Source organism: Kribbella orskensis (genome assembly GCF_004342085.1).
Classification (GTDB): Bacteria; Actinomycetota; Actinomycetes; order Propionibacteriales; family Kribbellaceae; genus Kribbella; species Kribbella orskensis.
In genome coordinates, this window is sequence record NZ_SLWM01000003.1 from 366133 (window position 1) to 380447 (window position 14315).

The window sequence follows — 14315 nt, forward strand, 5'->3', positions numbered from 1 at the left end:
CCGATTGCGAGCGGTTGGCGGTCCGATCGCAGCCCCCATGCTAGTGCCCTCGTCAGCTGAGAAGTGGTGCACGATCGCACAAGCGGGCCGATCAGGACCGGCGGCGCCGTCCCGGCAGCTTCGATGTGACGACGGACACCACGTCCGTGACCTCGTGAATCCGGAGTACCCGGGCCACTCCGACGTACACGGGGAGCATCACGATCGCGCCGACCGCCAGTTGGAGCAGCGCCGCGAGCGGGCCCTTCCAGTCGAGGGCGGAGTTCAACAGCATCACCGCGCCCCGGCCGATGCCCGCGGCGAGCAGAGCGGCGATGACCATCGCGACCAGTGGCAGGCCGATGCCCGCGCCGTGGACCCGCGGCACCGTGCGGGCCAGCACCCGGCGGGAGAGCAGTACGGCGACCAGATACGAGACCGAGAAGGCGGCGCCGAGCATCACACCGCTGAACCGGAGGTGCTCCTGGTCCAGGATCACCCGTACGCCGATCAGCGCGGCCGCGATGTTGGTCGTGGCGATCGCGCACTGCAGGAAGAACGGGGTCCGGGTGTCCTCGAAGGCGTAGAAGGTGCGCAGCTGGAAGTACTGCACCGTGAACGGCACCAGCCCGAACGCCAGCGCCATCAGCGTGTACGCCATCAGGTTCAGGTTGTTCTTGCCGGAGCCGTAGCCCGCGATCACCGTCATGATCGGGTACGCGAACGCGATCATCGCGGCAGCCGCCGGTACTACGATCGCCAGCGTCTGGCGGATCGACCGGGCCGCCAGCCGGGCCACCTCGGTCACGTCGCCGTCCGCGGCGAGCGCCGACATCTGCGGCAGCGCGGCCGTCGCCAGGGAGACCGTGACGATGCCGTGGGGCACCAGGATCACCAGCATCGCCGTGCTGTAGGCGAACAGACCCGCCTTGGCGCCGGGGTCGAGTGACGCGCTACCGGCGATGGCGAGCTTGGTGACCACGACGAGGGTCACCTGGTTGACCGCGACGAACAGCAGGGTCCAGATGCCAAGCCGGGCGGTGTGCCCCAGTCCCGTGCCGCGCAGACCGAACTTGGGCGCATACAGGTGCCCGCTGGCCCTCAGGTACGGCAGCAGCACCAGCAGCTGGACCGCGATCCCGAACGTGTGGCCGAGACCGAGCAGCAACTCCTCACCGTGGCTGTAGGTCGGCGGCGTGTCGCCGGTGCGGTAGATCAGCAGGAACACGACGATCGACGCGCAGGCGACGATGTTGTTCGCGATCGGCGCCCACATCATCGGGCCGAACCGGCGCCGCGCGTTCAGCACCTGGCCGACCAGCACGAACGCGCCGTAGAAGAAGATCTGCGGCAGGCAGAGCCGGACCAACACGATCATCGACTCACGCTCGGACGCTCGCGACGGATCCTGGAGCTCCCTCGGCATGTACAGCTCGGCGATGAACGGCGCGAGCAGCACACAGCCGACGGTGACCACGGCGAGCAGCACGAAGCCGAAGGTGAGCAGCCGGTTGGTGAAGTCCCGGCCGCCGTCGTCGTGGTTCTTGATCGCCCGCACCAGCTGTGGCACCAGCACCGTGTTGAAGACGCCGCCGGCCAGCAGGATGTACAGGCTGTTCGGGATCGTGCTCGCGGCGGTGAAGATGTCGCTGCGCAGGGCGGTGCCGATGGCGGCCGCGAGCAGGGCGATCCTCACGAATCCGAGCAGGCGGGACAGCACAGTTCCGGCTGCCATCACCGCCGCGGAGCGCAGGGTGCGGTCAGCCATCCTTCGTTCCGACTCCTTCTTTCAGGCTCGCGTCGCCCTCGATGCCGCCCGGTACTCCGTTGCCCGCGGCCCCGTCACTCTCCCCGGCCTGTACTTCGGTGCCGCCGTTCGGGTTGACTCGCAGCGGCTGGACGGGCTCCAGTGGGTTCGGCTCCACCCCGGCCGGCTCATCATCGGGCTGCTCGCTCTGGAGGGAGTCGGCGGGCTCGGCTGCGGCCAGGTCGTGGGGGTCCAGCGGGGCCGGGTGCAGGGGGTCCGCCTCGGTCCCGGACGGCGTCGGGTTGCGCCGCTCGGAGCGGATCCGGCGGTAGATGCGCACGGCCGAAGTACCGAACAGCAGCGCGATCGCGGCGCCGACCAGGATCCAGCCGACACTGCCGTACTGCGCGGCCTGGATCACCAGCTCCTGCGACTTGCCGACCGGCAACTGCTCGGCGGAGATCACCTGGGCGTTCGCCCGGATCAGGCCGTTCTGCTCGGCGCTCGCGGTGATCTGGAAGGTGCCCTTCTGCCCGGCCGGGAGCACCAGCGTCCGCAGCGGGGCGATCCGCAGGTCGGTCCGGTTCGCGGGCTTGACCGCGACCCCGACCCGGACGGACCAGTCGAGCTCGTTCACCACCGAGAGCGGGAAGGTGCCCTTGCTGCCGGAGAGGTTCACCTTGATCTCGCGGTGCTGACCCCGGTCGACGGCGTTGTTGACCAGGTGCACCTTGCCGAGCCAGGTGTTCACCGAGCCCTGCTCGAAGGTGAGGAACCGCTGGGCCTCGTCGGGGTACTCGCGCCAGCTGTAGGAGCTGACCCGGAGCAGCGCGCGCTGTAGATCCACGGGCGCCTGCTCGCGGTCGGCGAGGAGCGAGACGAAGGTGGTCGTCGCGGCGTTGAGCTGCTTGATCTGGTCGAGCCGGCCGCTCGGCAGTCCGGGTGTCGACCGAGGCGTGCTCGGCGGCCTGGCGGGCTGCGCCTTGGCGGCTGTCACCTGGTCGATGGAGATCGGGGTCACCCAGGGCAACGAGAGACCCTGCTGTACCAGCGAGGCGGTGGCGGAGCCCTCGGTCTCCCAATCACGCGGAGGCAGCACCACCACGGTCGCAGTACCGGTCCCGGTGCCCGCAAGCATCGCGGTCTCGGCGGCGAAGCGCTGGCGCACCTGGAGCGGCTGGTCGGCGGAGGCCGGGTCCGGACCGCCGGCGGTCAGACTGGAGTCCGTCACCACCGTCCGGACGGACTTCACCGGACCCTCGGGCGTCGTGACGTTGTAGACCGGGGTCGGCAGCAGGCTCGGCCGGTCGGCGGGCGCCCAGGACGAACTGCTGACCAGATTCACGTCGCCGGGATTCGGGGCCCCGGGGTAGCCGGTGGAGGCGGCAGCCAGGTTCCGGCTGCTCGCGGAGCCGTTCTCGAGCCAGAGGCCGCGGTCGAAGTTCGGGTGGTCGCCGCCCAGGCTGTATTTCTCGGTGGCGTCGCGCGACTGGCCGACGAGGCTCTTGAGCGGGTCGCCGGCGTCGATCAGGCTGCCCACATCAGGGTCGCCGTACGGGAGCATGACCACCGGGTTGCGGGCGCGGCTCGCCTCGAAGGCGTCGAGCCAGGCCTGGACGATCTTCTGTCCGGTCCCCGGCTTGGTCTGGTTGTTGCCGTCGACGACCCTGTAGTTGCCCTGCTTGATCCGGGCAGCCTCGTCGAGCATCGCGGGATCGACGAGCCAGGTGACCTTCTGCTTCTCGCCGAGCGCGAGCAGGCGGCCGAGCGCGCCGTTCGGAGCCATCGCCTCGGCCAGGGAGTCGTTCGCGAACTGGTTGCCACTCAGCAGGGTCGGCCGGTGCCGGAGCGGCACGACCATCGCGGCGTTCACCTTGCGCGGCAGCTCCGCGGGGTCGATCACCGGCATCAGGGTCCGCACCCGGCCGACGGTCAGCCGGTCGCTGTCCTCCGGCTGGTCCGGGGTGGCGCGGATGACCACGCCGACCGTGTAGGCACCCGGTCGCTTGCCGATGTTCCACTCCGCCCAGGGCACGGTGAACTGGTAGTTCGCGGTGGCGTTGGGCGGCAGTTCGCCCAACTCCTGGAAGGTGGACTCGGAGTTGACCAGCCGGCGGCAGCTGTTCTGCTCGTCGACCGGGATGTCGTTCTCGGCCGGCACCGCGGCGAGGTCGGCCCGGGTGTCCAGCCGCTTGGTGTCGATACAGGCGATCGCCTGGGGCGCCTTCAGGGTGACATCGCTGGTGTTGGTGACCTGACCGCGGATCGTCACCGGGTCGCCCGGTGTCACCGCCGTCGGGTTGAACGAGTCGATCCGGACGGCGACCACCGGAGGGTCGGCGGTGGGCGCCGCGACCGCCGCCATCGCGGCGGAAACCGCCGCCGACGCCGCGATCAGCAGGCTCACGCCCGCGGCCGCGGGGAGCCTCAGTCGCCGTCTGAACACGCCGTCACCGTAACCTAGTTCCCCGTGTCTCCTACTCCCGACCGTTCTGCCTCCTCCGGATCGCTGTCCGCGGTACAGCGGCAAGCTGTCCAGTCGCTGCTGCAGATCGCGCCGGTGGTCGACGAGCTGGGTGCCCGCTTCGCCACCGCCGGTCATGAGATCGCCCTGGTCGGGGGTCCTGTACGGGACATTCTGCTAGGCCGGGGGAGCAAGGACCTGGACTTCGCCACCTCGGCCCGCCCGGAGGTGGTCGAGCGGTTGCTGGCCGGCTGGGCGAACCACGTCTGGGATATCGGCAAGGCTTTCGGCACCATCGGTTGTCGGAAGGGCGAGTGGGTCCTGGAGATCACCACTTATCGGTCGGAGTCCTACGATCCCACCTCGCGCAAACCGGAGGTCTCCTACGGCGACAGCCTGGAGGGTGACCTGTCCCGCCGCGACTTCGCGATGAACGCGATGGCGGTGCTGCTGCCGTCCCACCAGTTCGTCGACCCGTACGGCGGGATGGAGGACGTCGCGAACAGGGTGATCCGGACGCCGGGATCGCCCGAGGACTCGTTCTCCGACGACCCGCTGCGGATGATGCGCGCGGCCCGGTTCGCGGCCCAGCTCGACTTCACCCCGGACCCGGCCGTGGTGGCCGCGATGGAGGCGATGGCCGACCGGATCACCATCGTTTCGGCCGAGCGGGTCCGCGACGAGCTGATCAAGCTGGTGATCTCGCCGCAGCCCCGCAAGGGCCTGGACCTGCTGGTGGCCACCGGCCTCGCGGACCACGTGCTGCCCGAGCTGCCCGCGCTGCAGTTGGAGCTGGACGAGCACCACCGGCACAAGGACGTGTACGAGCACTCGCTCACGGTGCTCGAGCAGGCGATCGATCTGGAGCCGCGGCTGGGTGTCGAGCTGCCCGACTTCGTGACCCGGTTCGCCGCGCTGATCCACGACATCGGCAAACCGAAGACGCGGAAGTTCGAGGACGGCGGCAAGGTAACGTTCCACCACCACGACGTGGTCGGCGCCAAGCTGGCGAAGAAGCGGATGAAAGCGCTGCGGTTCAGCAACGAGCAGATCGACCAGGTCGGCAAGCTCGTCGAGCTGCACCTGCGGTTCCACGGCTACGGCACCGGCGAGTGGACCGACTCCGCCGTACGCCGGTACGTCCGGGACGCGGGTGATCTGCTCAGCCGGTTGCACGTGCTCACCCGGGCCGACAGCACTACCCGGAACAAGCGCAAGGCGGAGGCCCTCCGGTCGGCGTACGACGATCTGGAGGAGCGCATCGCCCGGCTGCAGGAGCAGGAGGAGCTCGACTCCATCCGCCCGGACCTGGACGGCAACCAGATCATGGAGATCCTCGGTATCGGGCCGGGCCGCGAGGTCGGCGAGGCCTACAAGTTCCTGATGGAGCTCCGGATGGACGAGGGCCCGCTCGGCGAGGACCGCGCTCGGGAAGCACTCCTCAGCTGGTGGAACGCCCGCTCCTGAGCGGTGAGGTCTGCCGACACCCTTCACGCTGACTGACGGCGACAGGTCGTTCGACCGAGGGCGACGAGTTGTTGCGATCTGTCGCCGGTTCCGCAACGAGCCGGGACCGATCGTTCCTGGGCGCTCCACAGCGGCCGGAGGCGGCGGTACCGTCGGTAGATGTTGTGGCTTCTAGCGGTACTGGGTGGGGGCAGCATCGCGTTGGGTGGGCGGTACTGGTGGGACCGCCGAGCAGCCAAGCGCGGTGACGCCGAGGAGCTCGAGGGGATCAGGAACCTCGCCGACGAGGACGTGACGTTGCTCGGTGAGGAGCTGAGCCGACTCGGTGAGTCGGTGCAGGGCCGGGAGTTGGACGCCGACACCCGGCTGGACTATCAGCGGGCCCTGGACGCCTACGAGTCAGCGCAACGGTCGGTCGGCGGGATCAAGTCCGCCGAGGCGATCAGCACGGTCACGGACACACTGGCGACGGGCCGGTACGCGATCACCTGTGTGCAGGCCCGGGTGGCCGGCGAGCCGGTGCCGGAGCGGCGGGTGCCGTGCTTCTTCAATCCGCAGCACGGCCCGTCCACCATGGACGTGCTCTGGAACCAGCCTGCCCATGGCACTCGCAAAGTGCCGGCCTGCGCGCAGGACGCCGCCCGCCTGCAGGCAGGTCAGCAGCCAGAGGTGCGCTACGTCCAGTACCACTCCCGCCGGGTTCCCTACTGGGAGGCGGGCGCCGCGGTCGCGCCGTACGGCACTGGGTACTTCGCGAGCGGGGCCGGGGCCTCCTACATCGCCCTCGCGTCGTTCGACAGCATGAGCGGCGGGATGGCGTGGGGCGGCTGGAACGCCGCCCCCGGCGGCGCGGTCGACTTCGGCGGTGGCGGGGACTTCGGCGGGGGCGATGGTGGCGGAGGCGGTGACGGCTAGATCTGCTGCGGGGGAACTGCCTCGAACGCTGCCGCGATGAGAGCGGTCGACGCTGGGTCGGTCCTGTACTCCGTGGTGCCGGCAGGCGTGGTGATGGACGCGACGGGGAGTGCTGGGTCGATGGAGTTGGTGAGGTAGGCCGCGTCGTACGAAGCCAGGTCCGTCAGCGGGACGGGGACGGTCGCGCTGCGGACGCCGGTGGCAGCCAGACCCGCTTGCAGGGTGAGCATGGTGATGCCGGGCAGGACCTCGGCCTCTGGCCAGACGATTCCATCCCGGCCGGCGAAGCAGATGTTCCAGATCGACGCCTCCGAAACGTTCCCCGCGCGGTTGTGGAACAGCGCGTCGTCGTACCCAGCCAGGTGCGCCTGGCGACCGAAGTACACGAGCGGGAAGGTGCCCGTGTGCTTGAGATGCGGTACGACGCGTTCGTGCTCGACCGCGAGCAGCCGTGGAGGATCCGGGGTGGGATCGAGCGGGTCGGTCACGGTGATCAGCAGTTCGGGCGACACGGGGATCCCGGCGTCGAGCTTGGCGCGCTCGCGAGTGAAGGCGTTGACCCGGATCGACAGGTCGGCTGAGTCCGCCCGATCCAGGGCCAGTCGCAGGTAAGACAGCGCTCGGTCGGCCGGGACGCCCTGGCCGAAGAGTTCGAGTGAGCTGTGGTCGAGCCGTTCCAGGTGCAGGTCGAGACCGCGGACCCGGCCGCTCCGGACCTGCATGGACGTGAAGTGGCCGTAGCTGGTTGCTCTGAGCAACTCCGGCTCCACGAACTCGACAGGCGCGTCGTTCAACTGCAGGAAGTCGGTCACACCCCGAGTCTGACCGAACCAGTCCACTCGGCTCTCTGGTCTAGTCTCACGACGTGGACGTCTGGAGCATTATCGGATGGGGTGGGTCGGCGCTGGTCGTGGCGTCGCTGCTGCAGGCCCGGATCCTGCGGCTGCGGGTGCTGAACCTGATCGGCTGCGTGGTCCTGGTCTTCTTCAACCTCGCCATCCAGGTCTGGCCGATGGTCGGCATGAACGCGGTGCTGGCCGTCATCAACGTCGTGCACCTGTGGCGGTTGCTGCGGCACCGGCACGACGAAGCCGAGTACACCGTCTTCGAGGTGAACCACGACGACGCCTACCTCGGGCACGTGCTGTCGTCGCACGAGAAGGACATCAGCCGGTTCAACCCCGGGTTCACTCCTGAGAACAGTTCGTATGCGTTCCTGGTGCAGCGGGGCGAGCGGACCGTCGGGGTGGTGCTCGCGCACGACGCGGGCGACGGCCGGGCGCAGATCGACCTCGACTACGTGCTGCCGCAGTACCGCGACTTCACGCCGGGGGAGTTCGTCTACCGGCGCAGCGACGTGTTCACCCACCACGGGTTCCGGCAGGTGATGGCTCCGCGGCGGATGCAGGAGTCTGCCTCCTACCTGAGCAAGGTCGGCTTCCACCCGGACGGCTCCGACCTGGTCCTCGACCTGCCGTCCCAACCCACAGCCTGACTAGACCAACTGCTTGGCGAAGCAGCGCGACACCGTTTCGTTCTCGAACGGCGGGTACGGCGGCGTCGGGAGGTAGCCGTGCCGCGTGTAGAGGCCGATCGCCTCGTGCTGCCGGGTCCCGGTCTCCAACCGCAAGGTGGTCAGGCCCTGGACCAGTGCCAGCGACTCCACCTCCGCCAGCAGCTGGCGGGACAGACCCCAGCCGCGCGACGACGGCTCGACGTACATGCGCTTGATCTCGCCGAGACCGGGGCTGATCGGTTGCAGGCCGACGCAGCCGACCGGGGCGCCGTCCAGCCGCAGGACGATGAACTCGATGTCCGGGTGCAGGTCGACGAGCGGCTGGTCCTCGCCGTACAGCGCGGCCAACTCGGCCTGCTGGGCCGTCGTCAGTGCGAGCACCTCCGCGTCGGTCCGCGCGGCCGGCTTGATTTCCACCCCGTCGATCATGGCTCCGGACGGTAGCAACGAGCCGTGACACCACTGTTTCGTTTTCCTCTCCGCTCGGATCGGAGGCAGTGAGGTCCACGCTGTGTCACTGGTTGGTCGGTCGGTAGTGCGCGGGGCAGTTCCACGGTCGAGGTGATCTGATGGGGCGGTGACGTCTCTGGAGAGGATCGCCGCGGCGGTCCGAGCGGGTGAGCTGGATCCGGTCGACCTGGTCGAGCAGGCGCTGCGGCGAGCGGAGGAGACGGCCGTACTGAATGCTGTCGTGCACCTCGATGCCGACGGAGCCCGGCAGGCCGCGCGACAGGTCAGGTCGGGCGCGTTGGCCGGAGTGCCCGTGCTGGTGAAGGAGATCGTCGAGGTCGAGGGGCTGCCGTTCCGGTGCGGGTCGGCGGCGATGGACGAGACCGCCGCGAAGGATGCCGAGATCGTCACCAGGTTGCGAGCCGCCGGCGCGATCATCCTCGGGCTCAGCTACAGCCACGAGTTCGCCTACGGCTGCACCGGCACGTCCAACCGCGTCGGGCCCTGCCGCAACCCGCACGACCACTCGCGGATGACCGGTGGCTCCAGCGCCGGTGCGGGAGCGGCAGTTGCGGCCGGGGTGGTTCCACTGGCGATCGGCACGGATACGGCGGGCTCGGTGAGGATCCCCGCGGCCCTGTGCGGTGTGGTCGGTTACAAGCCCGCCCGGGGGACTCTGCCGATCGACGGAGTGTTCCCGCTGGCGCAGAGCCTGGACCATGTCGGCGTACTCACCACCTCAGTCGTCGATGCGGTCTACGCGGTGAACTCGCTGTCCAGCACGGAATCGGGTGCGGCCATCGAGGCGCCGCGGCTCGGGCTGGTCTCGAATCCCGAGCACCAGGACCATTCTGAAGAAGTAGGTAAGGCGTGGTCGGCAGCGATCACCCGGCTCCGGGCCGCCGGGGCGGTCATGCGGGAGGTGGAACTGCCCGACTGGACGGCGACCAACCGGACGGCGGTAGACCTCCAAGGGCCGGAGGCGGTGGCCAACCACGCCGGTCGATCCACCGAGGCGTACCAACCCGACGTACAGCAGCGCCTGCGGGAGGCGGCCGAAGTACCGGCTTGGCGTTATGTGCAGGCGCGTGCGGAAGCCGCGGAGCTCACCAGGACCGTCGCCAACCGCTTCAGCGAGGTGGACGCCCTCATCCTTCCGACTGTCCCGGTGGTGGCACCACCGATCGACGCAGTGGCAGACGCCGACGGCGCGGTAGCCGTCAGAGCGAGGCTGATGCGCAACACCCGCCTCGCCAACCTCACCGGGTTCCCCGCCCTCAGCCTCCCGCTGCCGACCACAGGCCTGCCGATCGGTCTCCAGGTGATTGCTGGAAGCAACCAAGTGGCGGCCCAGGTCGCATCCTGGATCGAGCGCGTCCTTGACTTCGAGGAAGCTTGAGGTCCGAGGCTGTCGGTATGGATATGAGTCTGCGCGTGGAAGTGTTCGCGACCGACCCCGAGGCCTCGGGCGAGTTCTACCGGCGAGTGCTGGGATTCGAGGAGCTCTCGCGCCAACGTGCCGACGGAGTTGTCCACTACCTGTGGATGGGCCGGGGGACAGCGCGGATCGGGATCGGCACCGCCTGGCAGGTGGTCGATCCGGCGGTCCGGTCGGTGCCCGCCGGCACCGAGATCGTGCTCGAGGTGGACGACATCGACGCGGAGTTCGCCCGGGTGCACGAGACCGGCTGGCCGCTCGAGGGAGGTCTGCGGGAGCAGCCGTGGGGGCTGCGCGACTTCCGCTTGCACGATCCCGACGGCTACTACCTTCGGCTGACTTCCCGGGGCTGATCAAACTGACGCCCTCCCACGCGGACTGCGTGGGAGGGCGTCAGGAGTGGGACTACTTGTAGAGGCGGACGTCGGCCAGGCTCCACCAGTGGTCGCTGGTGCCGGTCGAGGTGATGCGGATGAAGCGGGCTCGCGTCGGGCGGACATCCACGTTGGTGAGCTGGCCGGTGCTCGCGCCGCTCGCCAGCGGATGCCACGAGGTGCCGTCGAAGCTGGTCGACACCTGCCAGCCGCGGGCGTAGTCGCCGATGTTGCCGCCGCTGTCGATCGCGACGCGGCGGAACTGCTTCGCCGTACCGAGGTCGACCTGCACGTACTGCCCGGCCGCCTGCGCAGCCTTGGATTGCCACACGGTCGACCCGTCCGCGTCGAAGGCGAACCCCGCGTCAGCAGCCGGTACTGCGCTCGCCGTCGCGCCCGTCAACGAGACGGGAGAGAGCTCAGGATCCAGCGTCTGCGACCGCGGCCAGGTGAACGTCGCCACTGAGCCGCCGGGCAGCGTGTACTCGAAGCTCTGGTCGCCGACCGCCACCGCGAAGGTCCGGGGATCGTCGTTCTCGTTGTGCACGAGGAGCGCGGTGGAGCCGTCCGGGTTGCGGAACGCGGAGCTCATCAACTGCCCGTTCCACCCGGTCGTCCCGTACGACGTACTCGCGATCCGCACCGCGCCGGAGCGGACGAACTTCGACAGGTGCCCGATCGTGTAGTACTCCGCGTCGGTGGTCACGGTGCCGGCGGGCTGCAGCGTCACCAGCCCGGTGCACGTGTCGCAGCCCCCGTTGTGCGGGCCACCGGTGGAGTCGAGCGCGATGTTCCAGTTCACGACGGACTTGGCCCAGTTGCGCGTCGTACCGAGCATCAGGGTGCGGGCGTGCCAGGTGAGCGTGCCGCGGAAGATCTGCTCGGGGGTGTCGTTCGGCCCGTGGGAGCCGGAGCACTCGGTGAACCAGATGCCCTTGTCCGGGAAGGTCTGGTGCAGGGCGCTCTGCGCGCTCGGATCACCCGAGTAGCAGTGGTACGCCGTACCGGCGATCCACTTGCCGGCCGGGCTGTCGAGCAACTGGTACGGGTAGTCCGTCTCCGGGTCCTCGCCGGGCGGGGTGGACTCGATGTCGCCGGGATGGGTCGTCCAGTTGTGGTCGTAGCCGAGGATCTTCGTCCGCGGGCTGGCCGCGCGCAGCATCGGCCCGAGCGCCTCGATCACCGCGGCCTGCTGGCGTACCGGCATGTCCGTGCCTGGGTAGGCGCTCGGCTTGCGGTTCTGCGGCTCGTTCTGCACCGAGAGGAAGTCCACCGGTACTCCGGCCGCCTCGTATGCCTTCACGAACTTCACCAGGTAGCGGGCGTAGGCGTTGTAGACGGCCGGGTCGTCCTTGAGGCGACCACCCACCAGTGAGTCGCCGGTCTTCATCCACGCGGGCGGACTCCACGGGGTCGCCATCACCTTGAGGGACGGGTTGAGCTGCTTCGCCCGGCGTACCAGCGGCAGGATCTGCGTCTGGTCGTGCGCGATGCTGAAGTGCCGCAGCGGGAAGTCCGTCTGGCCGGCGGGCACATCGTCGTACGTGTAGTGCTGCGGCGCGGCGGTGAAGTCCGACGAGCCGACCACCTGGCGCAGGAAGCTCACGCCGATGCCCTTGTCCCGGTCGAACAGCGAGCGCATCGTCTTGTCGCGCTCCGCGGGAGTGAGCCGGTAGAGAATGTCCGCCGACGAGTCCGTGATGGAGGCACCGAAGCCGTCCATCGTCTGGTACTGCGTGTCCGGGTCGACCGTGATCGTCGTCTCCGCGCTCTGGCTCTTCCGGAAGGCGACCGGCGCTCGCTCGTGCAGCAGTTCGGCCCGGTCCGGGGTGGTCACCCAGACGCGGGCGGTCGCTGTCGCCTTGTCGGCCTGACTGTCCTGCTGGGTCTGGCCGGACAGGTCCACCGCCTGGGCTCCGGCACCGCTCAGCACGCCGCTCACCAGCAGGGCGGACCCGGCCACGGCCGCCCCGATCGCATGTCTCCTCATCGCACTCCTCAGGTCAACCCCGTTGAAACAAATGAAACAAACACGCAACACACGGTCTTCAGCAAACGACGGGCGCCGGGTGCTGTCAAGACTTCCTGACTCGCGAGCTGGCGTGGTTTAGAGTGGCAAGCGTGAAACAAAGCGATGTAACAAATGCCTAGCCAGGAACCGCACGGCCGAGTGGGCGGGGGAGGTCTTCGGGCGACGGTGCGGGATATCGCGGCGGAGACCGGCGTCTCGATCGCGACCGTTTCCCGGGTGCTCAACCAGAGCGGGAGCGTCGCTCCGCGGACCCGCGAACTGGTGGAACAGGCAGTCGAGCGCCTTGGCGTGCGTGCGCCCAGTCCTCGGGGCGGTTCGCCGAAGCCCGTCGGCGGCGCGGTCTTCGTCCGCTGCCCGTACGTCCTCACCGACTACTTCGGGCTGATCGTGTCCTCGATCGCCGAAACCCTCGATCGCCACGGCCGCCAACTCGTCCTCAACGCCGGGCAAGGCGCAGCCGGAGCCCAGATCCTGCCCAGACTCCTCACCGACAACGGCCTGGCCGGGGCGATCCTGATCCTCCCGCCGGAATCGGCCGACGACCTGGTCCGCCTCCGCTCGCGGCGCTTCCCCTTCGTCGTGGTCGACCCCCGTACTGCCTTGCCGCGCGACATCGCGTCCGTCTCAGCCGCTCACTTCGCCGGCGCGCGCCAGGTGACCTCACATCTGGTCGGCCTCGGCCACACCCGCATCGGCGTGATCGGCGGGCCGCGGGAGTGGCTGGCCAGCGACGCGCGCCTGGGTGGTCACGCGGCCGCGCTGGCCGACGTCGGCATCCTCCCCGACCCTGACCTGGTCCGGCCGGTCGAGCCGACCACCGAGCAGGGCCGTCGCGCCGCGGGGCAGTTGCTCGACCTTCCCCAGCGTCCGACCGCGCTGGTCGCCTTCAACGACAAGGCCGCAGTCGGTGCCCTCCAAGCGGCGGCCGAGCGTGGGCTCAACGTCCCCACGGACCTGTCCGTCGCCGGCTTCGACGACATCGACCTCAGCCGCGCTACCTTCCCGACTCTCACTACCGTCCGCCAACCCCTCCAGGAGATGGGCCGGATGGCCGTCAGCCTCCTCATCCGCCTCCTGGACCGCCACGAACTCGAAGCCCTGCACGTAGAACTGGCCACCGAGCTGGTCATCCGCGACTCCACCGCCCCGCCCCGTTGAGGGTGCCGTGCCGATAGCGGGTTACTCGACCTGTAGCGCCTTACCAGCACCCAGCGGTCTGACAGCCTGCCAGTGGTTCAGAGGGTGCGGAGGCAGTGGAGCGCGTCGACGAAGTGGGTGACGAGCTCGTCGGGGGTTGACGAGCGGGAAGACTCGGGGAGGCCGGACCATTCGATGGCGAGGTCTTCGACATAGGCGAGCCAGGCGTGGACGGTCAGCCGCACCGGTGAGGCGGGTCGGGCGGCGGCCGCGGAGTCGCCGAGCAGGTCGAGGACGCGGGTGGTGAGAGCGGCCCGGGTGTTGGCGTAGACCTCGACGACGTACACGTCCCCGCCTGCGGCGCCGCGGACGAAGGAGATGTACGAGTCGCGGCGCCTGCTGACGAAGGCGACGAAGGAGAGCAGCATCTGCCGCAACTGCTCGTCGGGAGGCAGGGCCGGATCCGGCGCGGTGACACGCAGCAATCTGCGGCCGGCGGCGCTCATCACCGCGATGTAGAAGTCGCGCTTGGTCGGGAAGTAGTGGAAGAGCAGGCCGCGGGAGATGCCCGCCTCGGCCGCGACGGCGTCGATCGACAGGTCGTGGATCGGCTGGGTGCGGAGCATCTGCAGCCCGATGCCGACCAGTTGCTTGCGGCGATCCTCCGCGCTCAGTCGTCTCCGTCTGCCGTCGGCTGCCTCCCCGGCAGCTAGCGGTGCGTCTGCGGCTTTCACGCTATTGAGCATTGCTCAGTAACTGCGCTACCGTCAACAGGAGTCGAGGTGAGGAGCAGCTG

The 14315-nt window shown here is 69.2% G+C and carries 12 protein-coding genes; 6 read left to right on the plus strand and 6 right to left on the minus strand.

From position 1 onward, the window contains the following. Nucleotides 1-91: 91 nt before the first annotated feature. On the minus strand, nucleotides 92-1747 hold the full coding sequence (gene murJ, locus EV644_RS10635; protein ID WP_132333352.1) for a murein biosynthesis integral membrane protein MurJ: 1656 nt from the start codon (nucleotides 1745-1747) through the stop codon (nucleotides 92-94). Then, nucleotides 1740-4172 (minus strand): hypothetical protein, encoded by a 2433-nt coding sequence (locus EV644_RS10640; RefSeq protein ID WP_199239732.1) that lies wholly within the window; start codon nucleotides 4170-4172, stop codon nucleotides 1740-1742. Before EV644_RS10640 ends, murJ begins: the two co-directional genes overlap by 8 nt. A gap of 24 nt (nucleotides 4173-4196) precedes the next feature. On the opposite strand from EV644_RS10640, the gene EV644_RS10645 reads away from it, so the two are divergent. Both EV644_RS10645 and EV644_RS10650 read left to right on the plus strand, forming a co-directional pair. Further along, the gene (locus tag EV644_RS10645; protein WP_132189908.1) at nucleotides 4197-5657 is read left to right on the plus strand and encodes a CCA tRNA nucleotidyltransferase; all 1461 of its coding nucleotides are present in this window, start codon (nucleotides 4197-4199) and stop codon (nucleotides 5655-5657) included. Nucleotides 5658-5816: 159 nt separating this feature from the next. Then, nucleotides 5817-6572 (plus strand): hypothetical protein, encoded by a 756-nt coding sequence (locus tag EV644_RS10650; RefSeq protein ID WP_132189907.1) that lies wholly within the window; start codon nucleotides 5817-5819, stop codon nucleotides 6570-6572. Here the strand turns inward: EV644_RS10650 and EV644_RS10655 are convergent. Beyond that, on the minus strand, nucleotides 6569-7384 hold the full coding sequence (locus EV644_RS10655) for an aminotransferase class IV (protein ID WP_158292781.1): 816 nt from the start codon (nucleotides 7382-7384) through the stop codon (nucleotides 6569-6571). The two genes, EV644_RS10650 and EV644_RS10655, sit on opposite strands and share 4 nt — an antisense overlap. Nucleotides 7385-7437: 53 nt before the next feature. Between EV644_RS10655 and EV644_RS10660 the strand changes: the two genes are divergently transcribed. After that, complete coding sequence (locus tag EV644_RS10660; protein ID WP_132189905.1) at nucleotides 7438-8067, plus strand: hypothetical protein; 630 nt, start codon at nucleotides 7438-7440, stop codon at nucleotides 8065-8067. On the opposite strand, the gene EV644_RS10665 is transcribed toward EV644_RS10660, so the two are convergent. Further along, nucleotides 8068-8517 (minus strand): GNAT family N-acetyltransferase, encoded by a 450-nt coding sequence (locus EV644_RS10665; RefSeq protein WP_132189904.1) that lies wholly within the window; start codon nucleotides 8515-8517, stop codon nucleotides 8068-8070. A gap of 148 nt (nucleotides 8518-8665) precedes the next feature. Between EV644_RS10665 and EV644_RS10670 the strand changes: the two genes are divergently transcribed. Together EV644_RS10670 and EV644_RS10675 are read left to right on the plus strand one after the other, a co-directional pair. Continuing rightward, entirely contained in the window at nucleotides 8666-9937 is a 1272-nt protein-coding gene (locus EV644_RS10670; RefSeq protein ID WP_241998427.1) for an amidase, read from the plus strand. Between the two features lie 17 nt (nucleotides 9938-9954). Continuing rightward, on the plus strand, nucleotides 9955-10329 hold the full coding sequence (locus EV644_RS10675; RefSeq protein ID WP_199239733.1) for a VOC family protein: 375 nt from the start codon (nucleotides 9955-9957) through the stop codon (nucleotides 10327-10329). A 52-nt stretch (nucleotides 10330-10381) separates the two neighbouring features. On the opposite strand, the gene EV644_RS10680 is transcribed toward EV644_RS10675, so the two are convergent. After that, on the minus strand, nucleotides 10382-12340 hold the full coding sequence (locus tag EV644_RS10680) for a glycoside hydrolase family 30 beta sandwich domain-containing protein (RefSeq protein WP_132189903.1): 1959 nt from the start codon (nucleotides 12338-12340) through the stop codon (nucleotides 10382-10384). A 153-nt stretch (nucleotides 12341-12493) separates the two neighbouring features. Here EV644_RS10680 and EV644_RS10685 point away from each other — a divergent pair, with 153 nt between their 5' ends. After that, nucleotides 12494-13540 (plus strand): LacI family DNA-binding transcriptional regulator, encoded by a 1047-nt coding sequence (locus EV644_RS10685; protein ID WP_132189902.1) that lies wholly within the window; start codon nucleotides 12494-12496, stop codon nucleotides 13538-13540. A 77-nt stretch (nucleotides 13541-13617) separates the two neighbouring features. On the opposite strand, the gene EV644_RS10690 is transcribed toward EV644_RS10685, so the two are convergent. Beyond that, complete coding sequence (locus tag EV644_RS10690; protein WP_241998425.1) at nucleotides 13618-14253, minus strand: TetR/AcrR family transcriptional regulator; 636 nt, start codon at nucleotides 14251-14253, stop codon at nucleotides 13618-13620. Nucleotides 14254-14315: the final 62 nt, after the last annotated feature.